The sequence below is a fragment of the Micromonospora sp. WMMD987 genome (assembly GCF_029581435.1).
GTDB classification, from domain to species: Bacteria; Actinomycetota; Actinomycetes; order Mycobacteriales; family Micromonosporaceae; genus Micromonospora; species Micromonospora rifamycinica.
The window spans coordinates 667,864-689,432 of sequence record NZ_CP120861.1 but is presented as its reverse complement, the minus strand read 5'-3'; the positions used below and the strand labels follow the sequence as shown (position 1 = coordinate 689,432).

Here is a 21,569-nt window from a genome sequence, read left to right as displayed (position 1 = left end):
AGATGTTCCACGGGCTTGCTGCTTCTCCGCTTCCTGCCGCCAGGGAAGCACCACCTCCGAGCCACCTCGATAAGGAGGATGACGACCTGTGATCTGGGGCGGAGCGCTCCCACCGGAAAGGGACGACCCCCGTCGGGGGGAGACGGGGGTCGTCGGGAGGTTCGGCTCCGGGGGGGTTGAGCCGAACCGGCCCGGCGGTCACGGGGGGTGCGACCGCCGAGAGTCTGTCAGCTTTCCGGGACGTGAATGGTCGTCGTGCGGACAAGTCTGCCCGAGCGGAGTGTTCACGTCGAGTGTTCTCGACCCCACTCCGTGCGAAATTGTGACCGCAGCGTGTGACCGCGCTCACGTTGAGCATTGGTGGTGGAGGTGCTCCCGCAGGTCGGGTGGGGTATTGACCCCGGGGCACCCGCCGACCCTAGACCATCGGGCTAGACTTGCGCGCCGTGGGCCGAAGTGCCGCTTTTTTCGATCTGGACAAGACCGTCATCGCCAAGTCGAGCGCCTTGGCGTTCGGTCGGCCGTTCTACCGGGACGGGCTGATCACCCGACGGGATGTCGTGAAGTCGGCGTACGCGCAGCTGATGTTCCGGCTGGGCGGCACCGACGAGCAGACCATGGCCAGGACCAGGGACTATCTCGCCGCCCTCTGCAAGGGCTGGCAGGTGGAACAGGTCCGCCAGATCGTCGCGGAGACGCTCCACGAGCTGATCAACCCCTACGTGTACGCCGAAGCCGCCGTGCTGATCGAGGAGCACCAGGCCGCCGGGCGGGACGTCGTGCTGGTCTCCGCCTCGGGTGAGGAGATGGTCCGCCCGATCGGCGTGCTGCTCGGGGTGACCGACGTGATCGCCACCCGGATGAGCGTCCAGGACGGCCGGTACAGCGGCGAGGTGGAGTTCTACGCGGCCGGCCCGAGCAAGGTCGAGGCGGTCAACGAGCTGGCCGCCGCCCGGGGCTACGACCTGGCCGACTCGTACGCCTACTCCGACTCGTACAGTGACCGGCCGTTGTTGGAGTGCGTGGGTCACCCGAGCGTGGTCAATCCGGACCGGGCGCTGCGCCGGCTGGCGGTGGAGAACTCCTGGCCGGTGCTGGAGTTCCGGCACCCGATCCCGCTGGGCCGGCGGCTGCGGGAGCGCCCGGCGGTCCCGGTGGCCGCCGCCGCGCTCGGGGTCGGGGTCGGGGTGGCGATCGGCATCGCCTGGTACGGCCGGCACCGCCGGACCCGCGCCACCCAGGTCGCCTGACCGACCCGCACCACCCCCAGGCCGACGAGCGGCTCGCCGCGCCCACCGCCGCCGCGCTCCAGCTCTGGGTGGACGAGATCGAGTCGGTCCTGCGCCGGCTGCTCGCCGGCTCACCGTTCGCCGAGATCGCGGACGTGCCCGGCCTGGCCCGTGCCGTCTGCGCCGCGTTCGTCGGGCTGGAACTCTACGACGGGGTGGACCGGTCGGCGGCGCGACAGGCGACGGCGGCGCTCGACCAGCTCGCCGTGCTCATCGAGATCGTCGACGACCTCGGACCGGTCGCCCGCCGGGCGCTGCGCTCCCGGGTGAACCGGGCCACCCGCCGGGACTGACCGCGCACCGCCGGGACGGACCTCGCACCGCCGGGACGGACCTCGCACCGCCGGGACGGACCTCGCACCGCCGGGGCCGCCCGCCGCCGGGGCGGACCCCGCGCCGCCGACGCCGCCCGTACGCCACCGGGACCGCACGGTCACCGGCAGGTCAGGCCGTCTGGACCGGCCCGTACCCGGCCGGTCAGCCGGCGGCGACGATCTCGTCGGCGACGACGACGAGCTGGTCCGCGCCGACCTCGACGGCGCTCAGGTAGTGCCGCAACCAGGAGCGCAGCCCGTCCGGGGTGCCGGTGGCGAAGGCCCCGGCCGCGCCGACGTACTCCGGCTCCCGCTCCCGGTGGCCGACGTCGACGGCGACCAGGCCGCGCGGGTCGAACCCCCGGGACATCAGCACCAGCCGCGCGGCGGCGCGGGCGACCACCCCGGACGGGCCGGCGAAGGGCCGCAGGTTGAGCAGTTCACCGTGCACCACGGCGGCGAGGACCAGCGGGGAGACCGTCGTCCCCCCGGCGACCAGCCCGGCCAACCCGTCGAGCCGGGCCGCCACCACCGGGTCGGCGACCGGACGGCCCAGCTCGGCCTCGGCGACCACGTCCCGGGCGGCGAGCACGTGCAGCCGGGCCAGCGCCTGCCGGGGGGCCTTCGGCCACAACTCGGTCAACCCGGGCAGCGCCCCGGCCACCCGCAGCGCCCCCTGGAGCACCGGCTCGGTGACGGTGCCGGCGCGGACCGCCTCGCGCTCGTGGTCGTACCCCTCGAGGGCGGCGCCGGCCACCGCGCAGCGCAGGCCGACCTCGGCCGCGACCCGGCCACCGTGGCGACGCAGCGCGCGGTGCCGCATCGCCTGGTCGACCCGCTCGCGGGCGCGCTCGACGGCAGGGGCGATGTCGGCGAGCGCGAGCAGCGGCGCGAGCGGATCGGTGGTCACCCCGCCACGCTAACGACCGGGTGACTCCGGGCCGACGCCACCCACCGACGGGGCGTCCCGTCCGATCCTGATCAGGCCGGGGCAGGTCGGGCCGTCGAGCGCGCCGGGACGGCCGCTGAGCGCGCCGGCCGACACCGGGGGTGTCGCGGTCCCCAACTGCCCGGACTAACCTCGGCCGGGTAGGAGACGCAGGTCACCCGACGAAGGAGTCACCGCATGAGCGAGGCCTTGGCCAACCTGCTGAACGAGACGCGCCAGTTTCCGCCGCCGGCCGCACTCGCCGCGGAGGCCAACGTCACCGCCGGCGCGTACGACGAGGCCGGCGCGGACCGGCTCGCCTTCTGGGAGCGGCAGGCCGGCCGGTTGGCCTGGGCCAGGCCGTGGGACGAGGTGCTCGACTGGTCGAACCCGCCGTTCGCGAAGTGGTTCGTCGGCGGCCAGCTCAACGTGGCGTACAACTGCCTGGACCGGCACGTGGAGGCCGGTCTGGGTGACCGGGTGGCGATCCACTGGGAGGGCGAGCCGGGCGACACCCGCACCCTCACCTACGCCGACCTGCACCGGCTGACCTGCCAGGCGGCGAACGCGCTGACCGACCTGGGGGTGGTCGCCGGTGACCGGGTGGCGATCTACCTGCCGATGGTCCCCGAGGCGGCGGTGGCGATGCTGGCCTGCGCCCGGATCGGCGCCACCCACAGCGTGGTCTTCGGCGGTTTCTCCGCCGACGCGCTGGGCAACCGGATCCAGGACGCCAGCGCCAAGGTGGTGATCACCGCCGACGGCGGCTACCGCCGGGGCAAGCCGTCGGCGTTGAAGCCGACGGTGGACGAGGCGGTGGCGAACTGCCCGTCGATCGAGCACGTGCTGGTGGTCCGGCGCACCGGCGAGGAGGTCGCCTGGTCGGCGAAGGACCACTGGTGGCACGAGACGGTGGAGACGGCCCCGGCGGAGCACACCGCGCAGCCGTTCGACGCCGAGCACCCGCTGTTCATCCTGTACACCAGCGGCACCACCGCCCGGCCGAAGGGCATCCTGCACACCACCGGCGGCTACCTGACCCAGGCGGCGTGGACGGCGCACGCGGTGTTCGACCTGAAGCCTGCGACCGACGTCTACTGGTGCACCGCCGACATCGGCTGGGTCACCGGGCACTCCTACATCGTGTACGGGCCGCTGGCCAACGGCGCGACCCAGGTGATGTACGAGGGCACCCCGGACACCCCGCACAAGGGCCGGTTCTGGGAGATCGTCGACAAGTACAAGGTCAGCATCCTCTACACCGCGCCGACGCTGATCCGCACCATGATGAAGTGGGGCGAGGACATCCCGGCGGGCTTCGACCTGTCGTCGCTGCGCCTGCTGGGCAGCGTCGGTGAGCCGATCAACCCGGAGGCGTGGATGTGGTACCGCCAGCACGTCGGCCGGGGGGAGCTGCCGATCGTGGACACCTGGTGGCAGACCGAGACCGGTTCGATCATGATCTCCCCGCTGCCCGGGGTCACCGCGACCAAGCCGGGTTCGGCGATGACCCCGCTGCCCGGCATCGCCGCCGACGTGGTGGACGACCAGGGCCGGTCGGTGCCGAACGGCGGCGGTGGTTACCTGGTGCTGCGCGAGCCGTGGCCGTCGATGCTGCGCACCATCTGGGGCGACGACAACCGGTTCATCGAGACGTACTGGTCCCGGTTCGAGGGGATGTACTTCGCCGGGGACGGGGCCAAGAAGGACGACGACGGGCACATCTGGCTGCTCGGCCGGGTCGACGACGTGATGCTGGTGTCCGGGCACAACATCTCCACCACCGAGGTGGAGTCGGCGCTGGTGTCCCACCCGGCGGTGGCCGAGGCGGCGGTGGTCGGCGCGACCGACCCGACCACCGGGCAGGCGATCGTCGCGTTCGCCATCCCGCGCGGCACCGCCGACACCTCGGGCGAGGCGGGCGAGCAGCTCATCACCGAGCTGCGCAACCACGTCGCCAAGACGCTCGGCCCGATCGCCAAGCCCCGGCAGATCATGCTGGTGCCGGAGCTGCCGAAGACCCGCTCCGGCAAGATCATGCGCCGGCTGCTGCGGGACGTGGCGGAGAACCGGTCGCTCGGTGACGTGACCACGCTCCAGGACTCCTCGGTGATGGAGCTGATCTCCTCCGGGCTCAGCGGCGGCAAGTCCGACGAGGACTGACGCCGGGCGTACCCCCGTCGGTGGGTGCCGGTCCGCGTGGACCGGCACCCACCGACCTTTTTCCGGGGGTACGGATGGGTCGGTAGGCCGAGGCCGCTCGGGCTGAACGGGCAGAGGCGACGCCCGCCCCTTCCGGTCGCGAACCCTTCTCATCTAGGTTCAGCGACATCGACCGGATTCGACGCACGTCCTCCGGCGATCCCTCTCCCATGCCCGAGAAACGGAGTGGCATGAACATTCTCCCGTCCACCGCAGCGCGCCGACGCCTCCTCGTCGCGCTGCCCACCCTCGCCCTCGTCGCCACCTCGCTGACCGTGCCCGGCAGCGCCGCGGCCCGGCCCGCCGGCCCGGCGGTGCCGACCCGGATCGGGGCCGACGAGCACTACCTCAACTACGCGGAGCCGGAGGTGCAGCCGGACACCCCGGGCAAGGAGGTGCGGGGCGCCGACGGGATCCTCGCCTCGCCCGCCGACGAGGCCCGCGCGTACGACCGGAAGTTCGCCGGTGGCAACCCGCTGGCCGCCCGGGAACTGGCCCGCAACGAGGCCCGGGCGATCCGGACCGGGCAGAGCCCCCGCGCGTTCAAGAAGGCCAAGAGCACCCAGACGGCCAAGCTGCTCACCCTGCTGGTGGAGTTCAACGACCAGGCCGACGACGACTTCACCGGGGTGATGGTCCCGAAGACGGTCTTCGAGGACCGCACCTGCGTGCCCGGCACCGTCCAGAACGGACCGAAGCACAACAACATCCCCGACCCGGCCTCCCTGCCGCACGAGGACAACAACTCGATGTGGGTGCCGGACTTCTCGCCCACCCACTACGACAAGATGCTCTACACCAAGCAGGGCATCACCGAGCGGGTCCGTAAGGACCTCAAGGGACCGGACGGCCGGAAGGGCATCGACCTGTCCGGTCGCACCATGCACAACATGTACCTGGAGATGTCCAAGGGCGCGTACACGGTGGACGGGCAGGCCAGCCCGTGGATCACCGTGCCGCACTCGGAGGGCTGGTACGCGGCCTCGCGCTGCTTCCAGGACGACAGCGGGGCCTGGGTCGCCGGCCGGGAGCAGGCGATGAACGGCCACCCGGACAACCCGCAGGGCGCGGGCCGGCTCGCCACCGACGCGATCGACGCGCTGGCCGCGGCCGACCCGGACTTCCCGTGGGCCGACTACGACATCGAGGACCAGGGCGACCGGGACGGTGACGGCAACGTCAACGAGCCGGACGGGGTGATCGACCACCTGGTGCTGGTGCACGCCGGGCAGGGCAAGTCCCGCGGCGGCGGCGACCAGGGCGTGTACGCCGTCTGGGCGCACTCCTCCACGGTCGCCGGCGGCTACACCATCCCCGGCACCAACTTGAAGGTGTCCAACTACATCGTGCAGCCGGAGGACGCCGGGGTCGGGGTCTTCGCCCACGAGTTCGGTCACGACCTGGGCCTGCCGGACCTCTACGACACCTCCGGCAACGCCGACTCGGACGTCGACTTCTGGGACCTGATGGCGTCCGGCTCGCACAGCGGTGAGATCTTCCAGGCGCTACCGGTGCACATGGGCATCTGGGACAAGTGGGTGCTCGGCTGGGCCGACCCGCTGACCCTCGCCCCCGGCACCCGGACCCGGACGGCACCGCTCGGGCAGACCTCGCGGACCCCGGTGGGCACCCAGGACGGCATCAAGATCGACCTGCCGGACAAGGTGGTCACCCTCGCCGAGCCGCACAGCGGCACCGGAATGTGGTACAGCGGCGCCGACCAGGCGTGGGCGGACGTCCGGCTCAGCCGGCAGGTCGCCGTCCCGAACGCCACCGACGCGAAGTTCTGGATGTGGAACAACTACGTCATCGAGGAGGACTGGGACTACGGCTTCGTCGAGGTCTCCACCGACGGCGGGGCCACCTGGGCCGAGCAGAAGGTGTACGACGCGGCGGGCGCGCTGGTCTCCACGAACGACGGTTACGCCGACCCGAACGGCCGTATGGTCGACTTCGGCAACAAGAAGTACGGCCTGACCGGCGCCACCGACGGCTGGCGGCACGACTGGGTCGACCTGTCGGCGTACGCCGGGACGACCGTCCAGGTGCGGCTGCGGTACGCCACCGACGAGGCGTTCCAGGAGCGGGGCTGGTTCGCCGACGACCTCTCGGTCACCGGCGGCGGGGCCACCACCTTCAGTGACGACGTGGAGGGCGGCACGAACGGCTGGACGCCGGCCGTCGGCACCTTCACCGACACCACCGGCGCGGGCTGGCACATCGACCCGGGCACCCAGGTCAAGGCGCAGTACTACCTGGCCGAGTGGCGCAACTTCGACGGCTTCGACAGGGGCCTGAAGTACGCCTACGACACCATCTACTCGCACGAGGCGTGGAAGGTCGACCGGATCTCGTACAACGCGCCGGGCATGCTGGTCTGGTACCGGGACACCATGCTGGGCGACGTCAACCACGTCACCGGGCAGATGACCGCGCTGCCCAGCTACGGGGCCAAGGGCGGGCTGCTCATCGTGGACTCGCACTACGACCCGCTGCGGCGGACCGGTGAGGCGGCGGCGAAGGACCCGTCGGTGCTGGACAACCTGCCGAGCCGGCCGCAGTCGTCCAACGCGGCGTTCTCGCTGAACAGGACGTACCCGTTCACCGAGTGCCTGGAGGCGGCGGACGAGCCCTACAGCGCGTACTGCACCAAGTTCGGCGGGCAGCGTCCGATGTCCACGTTCAGCGACGCCAAGGGCTGGTACCCGGGCATCGAGATGCGCGACGGCTCCCCGTACGCGCGGGACAACGACGCCTCGGTGGTCGTCCCGTCGCGGCGGAACAAGCCGTACACCACCCGGGTGGTGAACCCGGACGGCACGCCGGCCACCGAGTTCTACGGTGTGACGCTGGGCGGCGGGGCGATCGTGCTCGGCACCGGCAACCCGTCCGACGCCGGGGTCCGGCACGGGGTCTCGATCAAGATCCTGTCGGCCGCGCCGGACAACTCGTACGCGGTCGTCCAGATCGTCCCGGCGAAGAACTAAGTACCGTGTCGACCACTCCCGGCGATGCGGTGGTAAAGGTCATCGACTGACAGATCGGTGAACAGCGGGCCGGTGGCGGAGAAGCCACCGGCCCGCTGTTTCACACATCGCGGCAATCCAATCGAAATACATCACTACGATTCCCGGGCGGGGCGTCCGCGCTGCTCATGACCGTTGGTGAACACCCGGTGTGTGACGGTGAAAAGCGTTCCCATCAAAATCTTGCAACAAATCGACGCGGACATCTTCCCACCCGTCCCGGCAGTGTCTATGTTCACCATGGGTCCCACTAGTGGGACGTCCCATGCCGGCCCGTACCCCCGTTGGGCCGGTTCCCTCACACCGGAGGTACCACGTGCGCAAAGTCGCAGTGGGTCTGCTCGGGCTCTCGCTGACGGCGACAGGTCTGGTGACGGGTACGTCCGCCAGCGCCGCGCCGACGCCGAAGCTCCCGACGGCCGCCCCGTCGATCGCGGAGCCCGCTCACGCGGACCACGATCTGCCCAACCCGCTCGAAACCAAGCGGCGGGCACTGCGCCAGGAGGGCCTCAGCGAGGTCATCTCGGGCAAGACCAAGGCGCAGAAGATCAACGGCAGCACGGTCGTCAAGGTCGGCAAGACCCAGGCTGCGGGGCGGAACGCCCGGACGACGGCCTCGGGCGTCGCCCAGACGCAGGACCAGTACGTCGAACTGGGCCGGGAGAAGACGGACAAGATCTTCGTCATCCTCGCGGAGTTCGGCAACGAGCGGCACCCGAGCTACCCGGACCAGGACACGGCTCCGTCCGTTCCCGGCCCGACCCGGTTCGACGGACCGCTGCACAACGAGATCCCGGCGCCCAACCGGGCGGTGGACAACTCCACCGTCTGGCAGCCGGACTACAACGCCGACTACTACCGGAAGATCTACTTCGGCACCGGTCAGGGTGACGAGTCGCTGAAGCAGTACTACGAGGCCCAGTCCTCGGGTCGCTACAGCGTCGAGGGCGAGGTCACCGACTGGGTCAAGGTGAAGTACAACGAGGCCCGGTACGGCCGCTCCAACGGCTACCCCTGCGCCTCGAACGTCTGCAACAACACCTGGGCGCTCGTCCGGGACGCCGCCAACCAGTGGGTCGCCGACCAGAAGGCGGCCGGCCGCACCGACGCCCAGATCGCCGCCGACGTCAAGTCGATGGACGAGTGGGACCGGTACGACTACGACGGCGACGGCAACTTCAACGAGCCCGACGGCTACATCGACCACTTCCAGATCGTCCACTCCGGCGGCGACCAGGCCGACGGCGACCCGATCCAGGGTGAGGACGCCATCTGGAGCCACCGGTGGTACGCCTTCGCCTCGGACCAGGGCAGCACGGGCCCGTCGACCTTCCCCGGCGGCGGCACCCAGATCGGCAACACCGGCGTCTGGATCGGCGACTACACCATCCAGCCGGAGAACGGTGGCCGGAGCGTCTTCTACCACGAGTACGGTCACGACCTCGGTCTGCCGGACGACTACAACGTCATCAACAGCGGTGACAACAACAACGAGCACTGGACCCTGATGGCCCAGAGCCGGCTCGGTGCCAAGAACGACCAGGGCATCGGCGACCGGGGCGGCGACCTCGGCGCGTGGAACAAGCTCCAGCTCGGCTGGCTCGACTACGAGGTCGTGGTGGCCGGTCAGCAGAAGACCCTCAACCTGGGCCCGCAGGAGTACAACTCCGACAAGGCGCAGGGTGCCGTGGTGGTGCTGCCCCAGCGGGAGTACACCTTCCAGAACGGCAAGCCGTTCGAGGGGACGAAGCAGTTCTTCTCCGGCAACGACGACGACCTGAACACCACGATGACGCGGACGATCGACCTCACCGGGAAGACCAGCGCCGCGCTCACCATGAAGGGTCGTTACTCGATCGAGGCGGACTACGACTACCTCTTCTTCGAGGCCAGCACCGACGGCGGCCAGACCTGGTCCACCCTGCCGGGTACCGCCAACGGCAAGGCCCTCAAGGAGATCTCCCCCGGGCGCTTCGCCCTGGACGGCTCCAGCGGCGGCCAGTGGGTCGACATCAACATCCCGATGAACGCGGCGGCCGGCAAGGCGGTGCAGTTCCGGCTGCGCTACCAGACCGACGGTGGCGTCTCCGAGGGCGGCTTCTACGGTGACGCGATCACCATCACCGCCGACGGGCAGACCGTGCTCAGCGACGGTGCGGAGGCCGGTGCCACCGGTTGGACCCTGAACGGGTTCAGCGTGGTGGCCGAGACCTACATCCGGAAGTTCGACAACTACTACATCGCCGGCAACCGGTCCTACGTGTCGTACGACCAGTACCTCAAGACCGGCCCGTACTACTTCGGTTACGCGAACACCCGCCCGGACTACGTGGACCACTACGCGTACCAGGAGGGTCTGCTGATCTCCTACTGGAACCTCCGGTGGGCCGACAACGACACCTTCGACCACCCGGGCGAGGGTCGGAACATGATCATCGACGCGCACCCGGAGCCGCTGTACAACCTGACCGGTGCCCCCTGGCGGGCCCGCGTCCAGGTGTACGACGCGACCTTCAGCCTGAAGAAGGCGGACTCGTTCACGCTGCACATCAACAGCGTGCCGCAGTACGTCCGTGGCCAGGCCGCGCAGCCGCTGTTCGACGACACCAAGCAGTACTGGTACCCGGAGCTGCCGAACCACGGCGTCAAGCTGCCGGCGACCGGTACCAAGATCCGCGTGGTGGAGCAGAACGGCACCTCGGTGAAGGTTCGCTTCTCCTGATCCGCTGATCAGCGCACCACCCGCTACACCCGGTGCCCCGGGCAGGAGTCCTGCCCGGGGCACCGGCCCTTTCCCGGAGGCACCGTGAGCGACGACCGGACCCCGACCACCGCACCCGCCGGCTCCTCCCCCGGCACCCGACCTGCGGCCAGCGGTCCGCAAGGGACACCGGCGGTGACCGCCGGCAGGCCCGCCCCGCTCTCCGCCACCGTGCCACCCGTCCCACGCCGCCCGACCACGCCCCCACGGCACCCCACCGACCGGCGCAGACCAGACCGGATCGCCGGCCGGATCACCCGGGGCGGCGACGGCCCGTGCTACGGCCTGGTCACCGACGACGGCCGGGAGTACGCGCTGCACGGCCCCGGCATGGGCACCTTCACCACCGGCACCACCGTCCGGGTCACCGTCGGTCCGGCCGATCCGGAGGCGACCTGCGGCCCCGGCACACCGGTCGGCATCGTCGAGATCACCGCGGTCGGCTGACCCCGGTCAGCGGTGTCCCGGCGGCCCCTGCGGCACCCCGGGGACCGCGCCCGGCCGCCCCGGCTCCGCCGGTCCGCCGTCACCGGGACGGTCGGCCAGGCCATCGACCGGCGCGGAGGTCCTAGGCTGTGCCCCATGACCGAGCAGCGTGGCGGAACCGTCGACGAGTCCCGCGTCCTCACCGAGGGGCCGTGGACACACCGGTTCGTCGGCGCGAACGGCAGCCGGTTCCACGTCGTCGAGGCGGGCACCGGCCCGATGGTGCTCTTCCTGCACGGCTTCCCCGAACACTGGTGGGCCTGGCACGCGATGCTGCCGGCCGTCGCCGACGCCGGCTTCCGGGCCGTCGCGGTGGACCTGCGCGGCTACGGCGCCAGCGACAAACCACCCCGGGGATACGACGGCTACACCCTCGCCGCCGACGTCGCCGGCCTGATCCGCGGTCTCGGCGAACGCTCCGCCACCATCGTCGGCTCCGGCTCGGGCGGACTGATCGGCTGGACCGCCGCCTCGTTCCACCCCACCCTGGTCCGCCGGCTGGTGGTGCTCGGCGCACCCCACCCGCTACGGCTGCGGGCGGCGATCTTCGCCGACCCGCGTGGTCAGTTCGCCGCCTCCACCCCCGCGCTGAAGTTCCAGCTCCCCCGGTACGAACACGTGCTCACCCGCAACGGCGCCGCCGAGGTCGGGGAGATGCTGCGCCGCTGGGGCGGCCCGCAGTGGGTCACCGGCCCCGACTTCGCCGGCTACGCGCAGCGCTGCCAGGAGGCGATGCTGATCCCGCAGGCCGCCTTCTGCGCGCTGGAAGGCTACCGGTGGGCCTTCCGCTCGGTGCTGCGGTTGCACGGCTACCGGTTCGTCCGGTTGATGCAGAAGCCACTGGTCACGCCCACCCTGCAACTGCACGGAGCGGTCGACGTCGCCTCGCTGCCCCGCACCGCACAGGGCTCCGGCCGGTACGTCAGCGCCCCCTACGAGTGGCGGCTGCTCGACGGCGTGGGGCACTTCCCCCACGTGGAGGCCGGCGACACGGTGCTCGGCGAGATCCTGCGCTGGACCAAGTCCTGACCCGGCCGGCGGCCAGCGGTCAGACCCGCTGTTCGCGCAGGTCGGCGACCTCGGCGGCCGGTGCCCAACCCTGGTAGACACCGAAGTCGAAGACCTCGAGCCCCATCGCCCGCGCCACCGGCCAGCGACCACCGGTGTACTCGACCCGCAGCCAGCCGTCGTGCTCGCCGAGCACCACGAACGGCTGCCCCTGCCAGGTGCAGGTGGTCCGCACGTACGCCAGACCCTCGACCTCTCCGGCCGGCACCACCCGCACGTACCGGCCGGGGCGTACCTCCTCGAAGCCGTCGGCGGGCTCCGGCTGGTAGATCCGCACGTGGTCGCCGTCCGGGCTGACCTGGTATTCCTTGCCCTGCCACCGGGCCACGTAGCCGTCGCGCATCACTGCTGGTCCATCCGTCGCCAGACCAGCGCGTCGGTGTCCAGGACGGCGATCACCCGTTCGGTGCCCTCCGCGCCGATCCGCCAGAGCTGCGCGCCGTGCGGCAGCCGGGCACTGTCCACCTTGAACTCGGCCACCACGTCGCTGCTCTCCCCCGGCGCGAACCCGTTGCCCCGGAACGGCGCGCGTTCGATGACCCAGCCCTCCATCGCCCGCATCGCCGCCTCGTTCTGCCCGCCGTAGGGGATGCGGTAGAGGCTCGGTCGGTACGCCGGCCAGCGCAGCACGTAGGCCGCCTCGGCATCCCGGGTGAAGGGGGAGTCCGGGTAGCCCAGGCCCAGGGCGTCGTACAACTCGGCCGGGGTGGTCAGGTGGGCCAACTCGCCGGCCCGGTGCACGAAACCGGAGACCCGGTCGTAGCCACGTTCGAGGTAGTAGGCGAGCTGGCTCGGGGCGATCGCCTTCTGCATCACCACTGGCCGGGACGGATCGGTGGCCGGTGGGGCGTACCGGGTGCGCTCGGCCGGCGCCGCGGCGGCCACCGGTTCGAGGTCCGCCTCGTCGCCGAGCCCGACCTCCGCGGCCCAACTCGCCAGCGCGACGATCTGCTCGCCGGGAAGCTTGGCCCCGACCGGGGTACCGGGATTGACGGTGAACGCCCAGCTCGGGTCCGGCCAGCGCCGGATCAGCTGGACGAACCGGACCCCGATCGTCTCGACCGGCGACACGTCGTGCTCGGCCAGCCGCTCCGGTGAGGTGTAGACGACGACGCACGTCTCGCCGTCGGTCGTGACGGTGCGCCACGCGAAGCCGGGCTCGCCGGGCCGGCTGCCGGACGCCGAGTCGGGATTGACCGGGAGCAGCACCCGGGCCAGCAGCAGGGTGGACAGGAACCCGTCGGTGCTGCCGGTGCCCGCCGCGTCCAGCAGGTTCTCCTCGACCTCGTTGGCCGGCTGGAACAGCTCGTCGACGGAGGTGGCGGCGTCCGGGCCCGCGACAGGGGGCGGGACCGGCGGCGTGGACTCGGGGGCCGATCCCGGCGGCGTGGACTCGGGGGCCGATCCCGGCGGCGTGGACTCGGGGGCCGGCCCCGGTGCCGGGGAGACCGGCGCGGCCCGGTCGGCGGCGGTCGGTCCGATCCGTCCGGCGGCGCGTCCGGCCCGCTCGGCGGCGGGCGTCCACAGGTCGTCCGGGTCGGCGCGTGCCACCGGCGCGGCGGGTGACTCCGACGGCGCCGCGGGGGCCGGCGGCACGGCCTGGCCCGGGGCCGCCGAATCCGGCGCACCGGTCGCCGTCGGGGCCGGGCCGGTACCCGGTGCGTCGACGCCACCGGGGGACGCGACCACCGGCGGTACGGCGCTGTCGGGCTGCCCCCCGACGGACGGGGCGGCCGGCGCACCCGCCGAGGTATCCGGCGCACCCACCGGGGCGGCCGGCGCACCCACCGGGGCGGCCGGCGCACCCGTCGGAACGGATGTCCCGTCCGGTGTCGTCGACCAGGCGTCCGGAGCCGTGACCGGCGTACCGGCGACGGTGGATTCCGGTGCGGGCGCAGGGGCGGCGGGGGACGACGACCCGCTCACCGGGACACGCTCGGTGGCCGGGGTCCACAGGTCGCCGGGGTCGGACCGGGGTCGGGTGGACGGCTGCGGGGAGACCGGTCCGGGGGCGACCGGCCGGGCGGGTGGGACGAGCGGGCCGGCGGCCCCGGTCCGGGTGACCGTGCTCCCGGCGTCCGGACGACCCGTGGCCGGCCCCGGCGCGGTCGGGGACATGAAGCCGACCGGCGCGGCCGGCGGCGAGGGGACGACCGGCGGGACGGGCGGCGGCGGGGGAACCGGCGACGGTACCGGAACGACGGGTGGCGCGGGGGCCGGGGCGGGCACGACGGGCAGGTCGCGGGACTCCAGGATCACCCCCTCTATCACGATGGGCGTGAACCCCCGACGCGCCGCCGGCGGCGCGGAGACCGGCTCGGCGGCCGACGGCGACAGCTCCTCGGCCTCGTCCGGCACCGGGCCGGCCGGGGCCGCCGGGGCAGCGGACGGATCGGTCGACGGTCGGGGCGGTGCTGCGCCCGACGCCCCGTCCGGGATCCGCCGACGGGGTAGCGCCTCCGCCGCGGACGGCCCCACCCGGAACGCCCGGGTCGGCTCGTCGGCCAACGGGTCCGGCCGGCGGCCGACGGTCGTCGTGCCGTTGCCGGCGGCGGGTCGGACCGGCTGCTCGGCCGGGCTGCCGACCTGGAACGCCCGGGTGGCCTCGTCCTCGGCCGGCACGGCAGGTGCCGGACGTCGCCGCGGGAAGGGCTGGCCGCCCAGGCCGGTTCGGGCCGGTGGAACGGCCCGCTCGCCGGCACGCAGCGGATTCTCGCGCGGCGACCGGGACGCACCCCGCGTGTTGGACGGTTCGAAGAACGAGGCACGCCCGTTGGCCGACCCGGTGGGCTCCTCGGCCAGCACCCGGCGGCGCGGGACCGTCGTCGGCCGACCGGGCCGCGCGGCGGGGTCGGCGGGGCTAGCGGGGCCGGCGGGCCGACCGTCGACGTGGCCCCCGGTGGCGTCGAGGGGACCGGTGGCGGGCGGGGTGACCGGACGACCCCGCTCCCCGGTCGACGCCGTACCCCCCGCAGGGCGGGGAACGCCCCCGCCGGGCGGAACAGCGCTGGCCGGCGGAACGGTACCGGCCGGGGGTGCCGGCCGGGGCGGTATCCAGCCGGCGGGACCGGCCGACAGGTCGGCGGTCGGCTCCCCGTCGGAGGCCCCGTCCACCCGGTTCCGGCCGGGCGTCTGCTCGTGTTCCGGCCGGGACCGCACGCCGGTGGCACGGCCGGGCAGCCGGACGTCGCCCCGGGAGAGCTGGGAGACGAACCAGGCGGGCAGGTAGCCCTCGATCGGCAGACCCGGGTTCACCGCCAGCCACCACTCGTGGTTGGGCCACTCGACAGCCAGGTCGGCGTAGCGGCTGCGGCGGCACGGGCCGGCGGAGACGCCGAGACAGGCGTGCACCGCGGCGGTGGAGGTGAAGGCCAACACGTGCGTCCGGCCGCCGGTGGTCCAGGTGCCCCAGCCCATCGGTGCCGCACCGGCGAGCGCCTGCCCGGAGACCGGGAGGAAGAGGTCCGTACCGGCCAGAATCCGGAAGTAACGTTCCTGGTCACCGACGCGCAGCGCGTCACGCATGCCCGCCTCGGCCTCGGTAGCCGGCTCCCAGTCGGTCACGGCCACCTCTCCTCCCCGGTTCAGGCCACAGGCGTCGCCTACAACCTACAAGGTGCAAACAAGATCACAATGGGCCGCTGTCGGCGACCGACCCACCGGCCAGCCGAGGCGATAGCATGCGGTGGCCAGGTCGTCACGATACGGAGGCGGTCGATGTTCCCACCCGACGGTCGACGGGCGCTGACGATCCTGGCCGCAGCCCTGCTCAGCGCGCTACCGCTGGTCACCGTGTCGTCGGTCACCCCGGCCCGCGCCGCCCCGGCCCGCGCCGCCCCGGCCCGCGCCGCCCCGGCCTGTGCCAACCCGCCCGCGCCGGCCCGGCCGGTCGCCGCCGTGCCCTGGCCCCAGCAACGGTACGCCCCGCAACGGCTCACCGCGCTGACCACCGGAGCCGGCGTCACCGTCGCCGTGATCGACTCCGGCGTCGACCGGCGGCACCCCCAACTGCGGGACCGGGTGCTCGACGGCGCGGACTTCCTCGACCCGGGCGGCGACGGCACGCGTGACTGCGCCGGGCACGGCACCGGAGTGGCCAGCATCATCGCCGCCGGGGAAGGTGCCGGGGTGGCCTTCCGGGGGCTCGCGCCCGGGGTCCGCATCCTGCCGGTACGGGTGAGCGAACAGCAGGTCGTCGAGGGGCGGGAGTCGGGGCGCACGGTCAGCGCCGCCGGTTTCGCCCGGGCCGTCCGGTGGGCGGTGGACCACGACGCCGACGTGCTCAACCTCTCCGTCGTGCTGTACGCCGACGACCCGGACGTGCGGGACGCGATCGACTACGCGGTCCGGCGGGACGTGATCGTGGTGGCCGCCGCCGGCAACCTGCACGACGGCGGCGACCCGCTGCCCTACCCGGCCGGCTACGACGGGGTGCTCGGCGTGGGGGCGGTCACCCCCACCGGCACCCGGGCCACGTTCTCGCAGACCGGGCCGTACGTCGACCTGGTCGCCCCGGGCAGCGACGTGCTGATGGCCGCGCCGGGGCAGGGCCACCAGCGGGCCGAGGGAACCAGTTACGCCGTCCCGTTCGTGGCCGGCACCGCGGCGTTGCTACGCCAGTACCGGCCGGAACTGAGCGCCCTGGAGGTGACCCGCCGGATCGTGGGCACCGCCGATCCGGCACCCGGTGGGCCACAGGACGGCTACGGGGCCGGGGTGCTCAACCCGTACCGGGCGGTGGTGGAGACCGGCACCGGCCCGCTGTCGACCGCCCGGCCGGCGATGGCCCTGCCGGCGGAACGGGTCGACCCGGCGCTACCGGCCCGGCAGCACCGCCGGGCGGCGGCCCGGGACCGGGCACTGCTGGTCGCCACGGTCACCGGCGGGCTGGCGGGGGTGGCCGTCCTGCTGGCCGTGGTGCTCCCCCGGGGCACCCGCCGCCGCTGGCACCCGGCCGAGTCCACCTGACGGCGACGTCCGACGGTGGATCGTCGGGCGTCGCCGTCCGGCGGCACCGGCGCGGCCGACGTGTTCACTGGAACAGGCCGACGTTCCGCTTCTCGGTGTCGAGGTAGTCGGCGGCGGAGTCGTCCACCGCGAGCTTGATGTCGCGCAGCATCGCCTGGAGGTCCTGCGAGGCGGAGCGCCACCGGGCCTGCCGCTGCTCGTACGCCTGCCGGGCCTCGCCGTCCCAGCCGGCGACCAGCGGCGCGGCGTCCCGTTCGAGCTGGCCGAGCTGCGAGTCGAGGGTGTTCAACGCCTTCTGGATGTCCGCGCCGGCCTGGTGCAGCGCGGCGAAGTTGACGACCAGCACACCGTGGTCCATCGGATGCTCCCTTCCCGGATCTGGTCAGAGCGGCAGTCGGATGCCGCGGTCGGTGCCGGCGACCCGGCCGGCGGCCTCGGTGTCCGAGGCGTCGTACTGCCGGCCGGCGGTACGGATGGCCGTGGCGGTCTCCCGCAGCGCCCGTTGCAGGGCGGCCTGGTCCCTCCCCCACTGTTGCTTGACCTGCTCGAACGAGCGCCCACCGGCACCCCGCCAGGCCTGCTGCAACACCGCCAACTCGGCCATCAGGCCGGTCAGCATGGCCTGCAGGGACTGGTCCACCTGCTCGAACTTCGCGGCGGTGTGCTGCATCACCGCGGCTTCTGCCTGGGTCTGGGACACCCGGACGTCACCTCGTCTCCCCGGTAGACGCCGACCGTCGCACCGTCCACCCCGGACGGTCGTCGCGCGTCGGCAGCGGGCCTGCCCGCACCTGGTCGGCGGAACTCGTCGCTGACGGTAGTCGCCCGATCGCGGTTGTGCTACCCCGCCGTCGACCCCTGTGGACAACCGCGTCCCGACCGGCCCACACGGTCCCCATCGGACCGCGACGCCCCTTACCATGGGTCACGCTGTCGTAGCTTTCGGTCCGGTCCGGGGTCGGACGACGACGCGACGGAGGAGATGTGGTGACGGCGAGCACGACCGATCGTCCGGCCCGGCGTCAGCCACCGCCACGGGTGCACCGGCGTCCGCCCCGTCCGACCGCTGCCGTCCGCGCCGGCCAGGTGGTCGCCGCGCAGGTCGCCGTGGCGTTGCCGGTGGCCGCGTACGGTCGCGGGGCCGCACCGGCCGTCCTCGCCGCCCTCGGGGCGGTGGTGCTGGCCGGTCTGGGCTGGGGACGCTGGCGCGGCCGCTGGCTCTTCGACTGGTGGGGCACCGCCGCCGGGTACGTCACCCGACGGCGCGGACTGCCCGCCGACGCCTCCCCCGCGACCCTGCTGGACCTGCTGCTCCCGGACGCCGTGCTGGGCTCGGTGGAACTGGCCGCAGGCCCGGCCGGGATGGTCGACGACCCCACCGGACTGACCGTCCTGCTCGACCTCGACGACCCGGGTGACCTGCTCGGCGACCGGTCGCAGCCGCTCCCCGCACCCGGCACGCTACTGCCGGCCGCCGGGGCGCAGCAGCCACCCGTACGGGTGCAGTTGCTGCTGTGCGCGGTACCCGCACCGGCCGCCGGGGCGGCCGGCGGCCCGGCCGGCGCGTCGTACCGGCAACTGACCGAGGGGCGGCTGCCGGGGCAGGAACGCGCCCTGCTCGCGGTCCGGGTGCTGCGCGTACCCGGCTGGTCCGACGCCGACCTGCGGCGGGCGCTCGCCGGCACGGTCCGGCGGATCGTCCGCCGGGTCGGGCCGCTGCCGGCCCGGCCCCTCGGCGAGCACGCCGTCCTGCGGGTGTTGGGCGAACTCGCCCACCACCACGCCGGGTTCGCCGTCCGGGAGACCTGGTCGGTGCTGCACGCCGGTGAGCTGTGCCAGGCGACCTTCCGGTTGGACCGCTGGCCGGAGGCCCGGGTCGATCCGGGCCGTCTCCTGGTGGCCCGGCTGCTGGCCCTGCCGGCGACCGCCACCAGCGTGTCACTCTGCGCCGGCCCGCACGCCGGCGACGACACCACGCCGGTGCCGGCCGAGCTGACGGTACGGCTGGCCGCCGCGACGCCGGCCGCGCTGGAACACGCCGCCGAGGGGCTCTGCCGGCTCGTCGCCGACGCCGGTGGTGAACTGCGCCGGCTCGACGGGGCACACCTGCCCGGCCTGGCCGCGACCCTGCCGTTGGCGGTACCCACGGTGGCGGAGGTGACCGCGCCGGGGGCCGAACCACCGGAGCTGACCCTGCACCGGGCCGGGCTGGTGGTGGGGGCCGACCGGCACGGCGGCGCGGTGACGGTCCGGCTGTTCCGCGCCGAGGGCACCCGGCTGGTGCTGGTCGGTGGGCTGGCCACGGCACAGCTGCTGGTGCTGCGGGCCATGGCGTTGGGGGCGGGGGTGGTCGTGCAGACCGGTCGACCACGGGCCTGGGAACCGTTCGTCCGGGGGGTCGACGGCCACCGGGGCGGGGTCGTGGTGGTGCCGACCGGCCGGGCGGTGGGCGCGGACGGGGCACCGCTGCGACCGCTGCTGGTGGTGGTCGACGCCGGCACCCCGGCGGCTGAGCCGGCTCCGGGGACGGGCTGGGTGTCCACCCTGGTCGTCCGGGACGAGCTGACCCCGGCGGACCTGGACACCCTGGGCCGGGCCGATCTGGCGGTGCTGCAACCGCTCCACCCGGCGGAGGCCGCCCTGGCGGGCACGGCGCTGGGGCTGGGTGGTTCGGCGGAGTGGCTGACCCGGATCCGGGACGACATGGTGGCGGTGGTCAACCGGCGGGCGCTGCGCTGGGCGCTGCTCTCGCCCACCCCGATCGAGTCGCGGCTGGTCGGCCGTCCCGGAAGGCGCTGACCGACCAGGTGAGGGCGGGCCAGAATCGGGAGGCCACCACGGGTTCCCCGGGTGGATCGCGCATGGCACGATCCCCGCCATGGATCTTCTGAAGGGTCTCCTGATCCGCCTGGGTTCCACGGCGGTGGCCTTCTGGCTGGCGACACTGCTCATCCCCGGCATCACGCTCGGCACCGACTCGGCCGGCGAGGCGATCGTCACCCTGGTGCTGGTGTCGGTGATCTTCGGCGTGGTCAACGCCGTGCTCCAGCCGATCATCAAGACCGTCGGCTGCGGTTTCTACCTGCTCACCCTCGGGCTGATCGCGCTGGTCGTCAACGGCCTGCTGTTCCTGCTCACCAGCTGGATCGCCGACCAGGCGAACCTGCCGTTCCACGTGGACGGGTTCTGGCCGGAGGCGGTGCTCGGCGCGCTCCTCGTCGGCATCGTGACCTGGATTCTCGGCGCCATCCTCGACCGCGACTGACCCGGAGCGGATCGACCGGGACCGGGTGCACCACCGGCTCTCCACCGACGCCTACTGGGCGCTCGGCCGCGCCCGGGAGACGACCGATCGGGCCTTCGCCGGCTCGATCCCGTACGGCGTCTACCGCCCGGGGGACGGCGCGCGGGTCGCGGTCGCCCTGGTGGTCACCGACCGGGTCACCTTCGGTCGGCTCTGCGACGTGTACGCGAAACGGGGTTTCACCCCGGTCCCGCCGGAGCGGTGGATGGAGTGGGCGAACGAACGGTGAGCCCGCTCACCGGAAAGGAGCCCGAGCCAGCCTCACCCCTTACGGTGGGGTCGTGACTCCGCTGCGACTCGGCTATCTCTACGGCTTCGGTGCGTACCTGATCTGGGGTTTCTTCCCGATCTACCTGAAGCTGCTCCGCCCGGCGGGGCCGGTGGAGATCCTGGCCCACCGGATCATCTGGTCGGTGCTCTTCGTCGCGCTGCTGCTCGCCGCGCTGCGCAACGTCGGTTTCCTGCGGTCGCTCGCCCGTCGTCCCCGGACCCTGGCGGGGATCGTGGTGGCGGCGGCGTTGATCGCGGTGAACTGGGGCAGCTACATCTACGGGGTGAACTCCGCCCGGGTGGTGGAGACGGCGCTCGGCTACTTCATCAACCCGCTGGTGTCGGTGCTGCTCGGGGTGGTGGTGCTGCGGGAGCGGCTGCGCCCGGCGCAGTGGACGGCGCTCGGGGTGGGCGCGGCGGCGGTCGCGGTGCTCACCGTCGACTACGGTCGGCCGCCCTACCTGGCGTTGATCCTGGCGGTCAGCTTCGCCGGCTACGGGCTGGCCAAGAAGCAGCTCGGGCTGCCGGCGGCGGAGGGGCTGTTCGTCGAGTCGGCGGTGCTCGCGCTGCCCGCCCTGGCCTACCTGGGCTGGCTGGCGAGCCGGGACGGGTTGACGTTCGGGCACGTCTCGGCCGGGCACACCGCGCTGCTGGTGGCGGCGGGCGCGGCGACCGCCATCCCGCTGCTGCTCTTCGCGGGCGCGGCCAACCGGCTGCCGCTGACCGTGCTGGGCATGCTCCAGTACGTGGCCCCGATCCTCCAGTTGGGCTGCGGCGTGCTGATCTTCCACGAGCCGATGCCGCCGGCCCGGCTGGCCGGCTTCGCCCTGGTCTGGGCCGCACTGTTGATCTTCACGCTGGACGCGCTGCGGCACGGCCGGCGGATCCGGGCCGTCGCCCGCGCCACCGCCCCGCTGACCGTCACCAACCACTGAGCCCGGTCCGCCCGCCGG

At 73.2% G+C, this 21,569-nt stretch carries 15 protein-coding genes and 2 pseudogenes; 12 read left to right on the top strand and 5 right to left on the bottom strand.

Annotation, left to right across the window (positions count from 1 at the left end; translation table 11 throughout):
- Window positions 1–437: 437 nt before the first annotated feature.
- Window positions 438–1,250, top strand: a complete 813-nt coding sequence (locus tag O7612_RS03095; RefSeq protein WP_172898412.1) for an HAD-IB family hydrolase — start codon at window positions 438–440, stop codon at window positions 1,248–1,250.
- Window positions 1,251–1,267: 17 nt separating this feature from the next.
- A pseudogene (locus O7612_RS03090) lies at window positions 1,268–1,582 on the top strand (TetR/AcrR family transcriptional regulator); the annotation flags it as partial.
- Window positions 1,583–1,766: 184 nt separating this feature from the next.
- Here O7612_RS03090 and O7612_RS03085 read toward each other — a convergent pair.
- Entirely contained in the window at window positions 1,767–2,513 is a 747-nt protein-coding gene (locus O7612_RS03085) for an oxidoreductase (RefSeq protein WP_282270267.1), read from the bottom strand.
- A gap of 216 nt (window positions 2,514–2,729) precedes the next feature.
- Here O7612_RS03085 and acs point away from each other — a divergent pair, with 216 nt between their 5' ends.
- From acs to O7612_RS03060, 5 genes are all read left to right on the top strand, one after another.
- The gene (gene acs, locus O7612_RS03080; protein WP_282270265.1) at window positions 2,730–4,694 is read left to right on the top strand and encodes an acetate--CoA ligase; all 1,965 of its coding nucleotides are present in this window, start codon (window positions 2,730–2,732) and stop codon (window positions 4,692–4,694) included.
- Window positions 4,695–4,924: 230 nt separating this feature from the next.
- Window positions 4,925–7,720, top strand: a complete 2,796-nt coding sequence (locus tag O7612_RS03075) for an immune inhibitor A domain-containing protein (protein WP_282270263.1) — start codon at window positions 4,925–4,927, stop codon at window positions 7,718–7,720.
- Between the two features lie 370 nt (window positions 7,721–8,090).
- The gene (locus O7612_RS03070; protein WP_282273776.1) at window positions 8,091–10,481 is read left to right on the top strand and encodes an immune inhibitor A domain-containing protein; all 2,391 of its coding nucleotides are present in this window, start codon (window positions 8,091–8,093) and stop codon (window positions 10,479–10,481) included.
- Window positions 10,482–10,565: 84 nt separating this feature from the next.
- Complete coding sequence (locus tag O7612_RS03065) at window positions 10,566–10,967, top strand: hypothetical protein (protein ID WP_282270261.1); 402 nt, start codon at window positions 10,566–10,568, stop codon at window positions 10,965–10,967.
- Between the two features lie 135 nt (window positions 10,968–11,102).
- The gene (locus O7612_RS03060; protein WP_282270260.1) at window positions 11,103–12,035 is read left to right on the top strand and encodes an alpha/beta hydrolase; all 933 of its coding nucleotides are present in this window, start codon (window positions 11,103–11,105) and stop codon (window positions 12,033–12,035) included.
- Window positions 12,036–12,054: 19 nt separating this feature from the next.
- Here O7612_RS03060 and O7612_RS03055 read toward each other — a convergent pair whose 3' ends face one another.
- On the bottom strand, window positions 12,055–12,420 hold the full coding sequence (locus O7612_RS03055; protein WP_282270258.1) for a hypothetical protein: 366 nt from the start codon (window positions 12,418–12,420) through the stop codon (window positions 12,055–12,057).
- The gene (locus O7612_RS03050) at window positions 12,417–15,638 is read right to left on the bottom strand and encodes an SseB family protein (RefSeq protein ID WP_282270257.1); all 3,222 of its coding nucleotides are present in this window, start codon (window positions 15,636–15,638) and stop codon (window positions 12,417–12,419) included. Before O7612_RS03050 ends, O7612_RS03055 begins: the two co-directional genes overlap by 4 nt.
- 153 nt (window positions 15,639–15,791) lie before the next feature.
- On the opposite strand from O7612_RS03050, the gene mycP reads away from it, so the two are divergent.
- Window positions 15,792–17,042, top strand: a complete 1,251-nt coding sequence (gene mycP, locus O7612_RS03045) for a type VII secretion-associated serine protease mycosin (RefSeq protein ID WP_282270256.1) — start codon at window positions 15,792–15,794, stop codon at window positions 17,040–17,042.
- A gap of 64 nt (window positions 17,043–17,106) precedes the next feature.
- Here the strand turns inward: mycP and O7612_RS03040 are convergent, their stop codons facing one another.
- Entirely contained in the window at window positions 17,107–17,400 is a 294-nt protein-coding gene (locus O7612_RS03040) for a WXG100 family type VII secretion target (RefSeq protein ID WP_282270255.1), read from the bottom strand.
- A gap of 24 nt (window positions 17,401–17,424) precedes the next feature.
- Complete coding sequence (locus O7612_RS03035) at window positions 17,425–17,742, bottom strand: WXG100 family type VII secretion target (RefSeq protein WP_282270253.1); 318 nt, start codon at window positions 17,740–17,742, stop codon at window positions 17,425–17,427.
- Window positions 17,743–18,080: 338 nt separating this feature from the next.
- Here O7612_RS03035 and eccE point away from each other — a divergent pair, with 338 nt between their 5' ends.
- The 4 genes and pseudogenes from eccE (at window position 18,081) to rarD (ending at window position 21,551) form a co-directional block, all read left to right on the top strand.
- Window positions 18,081–19,841, top strand: a complete 1,761-nt coding sequence (gene eccE / locus O7612_RS03030) for a type VII secretion protein EccE (protein WP_282273775.1) — start codon at window positions 18,081–18,083, stop codon at window positions 19,839–19,841.
- Window positions 19,842–19,920: 79 nt separating this feature from the next.
- Window positions 19,921–20,307, top strand: a complete 387-nt coding sequence (locus O7612_RS03025; RefSeq protein WP_282270252.1) for a phage holin family protein — start codon at window positions 19,921–19,923, stop codon at window positions 20,305–20,307.
- Window positions 20,308–20,317: 10 nt separating this feature from the next.
- Window positions 20,318–20,631, top strand: a pseudogene (locus O7612_RS03020) (hypothetical protein).
- Window positions 20,628–21,551, top strand: a complete 924-nt coding sequence (gene rarD, locus O7612_RS03015; RefSeq protein ID WP_282270251.1) for an EamA family transporter RarD — start codon at window positions 20,628–20,630, stop codon at window positions 21,549–21,551. The pseudogene O7612_RS03020 and the gene rarD overlap by 4 nt, the downstream one beginning before the upstream one ends.
- Window positions 21,552–21,569: the final 18 nt, after the last annotated feature.

What these genes read in the sequence shown, in the direction of transcription:
- acs (WP_282270265.1), top strand. Translation starts at nt 2,730, where the DNA reads ATGAGCGAGGCCTTGGCCAACCTGCTGAACGAGACGCGCCAGTTTCCG.
- O7612_RS03075 (WP_282270263.1), top strand. Translation starts at nt 4,925, where the DNA reads ATGAACATTCTCCCGTCCACCGCAGCGCGCCGACGCCTCCTCGTCGCG.
- O7612_RS03060 (WP_282270260.1), top strand. Translation starts at nt 11,103, where the DNA reads ATGACCGAGCAGCGTGGCGGAACCGTCGACGAGTCCCGCGTCCTCACC.
- mycP (WP_282270256.1), top strand. Translation starts at nt 15,792, where the DNA reads ATGTTCCCACCCGACGGTCGACGGGCGCTGACGATCCTGGCCGCAGCC.
- O7612_RS03040 (WP_282270255.1), bottom strand. Translation starts at nt 17,400, where the DNA reads ATGGACCACGGTGTGCTGGTCGTCAACTTCGCCGCGCTGCACCAGGCC.
- O7612_RS03025 (WP_282270252.1), top strand. Translation starts at nt 19,921, where the DNA reads ATGGATCTTCTGAAGGGTCTCCTGATCCGCCTGGGTTCCACGGCGGTG.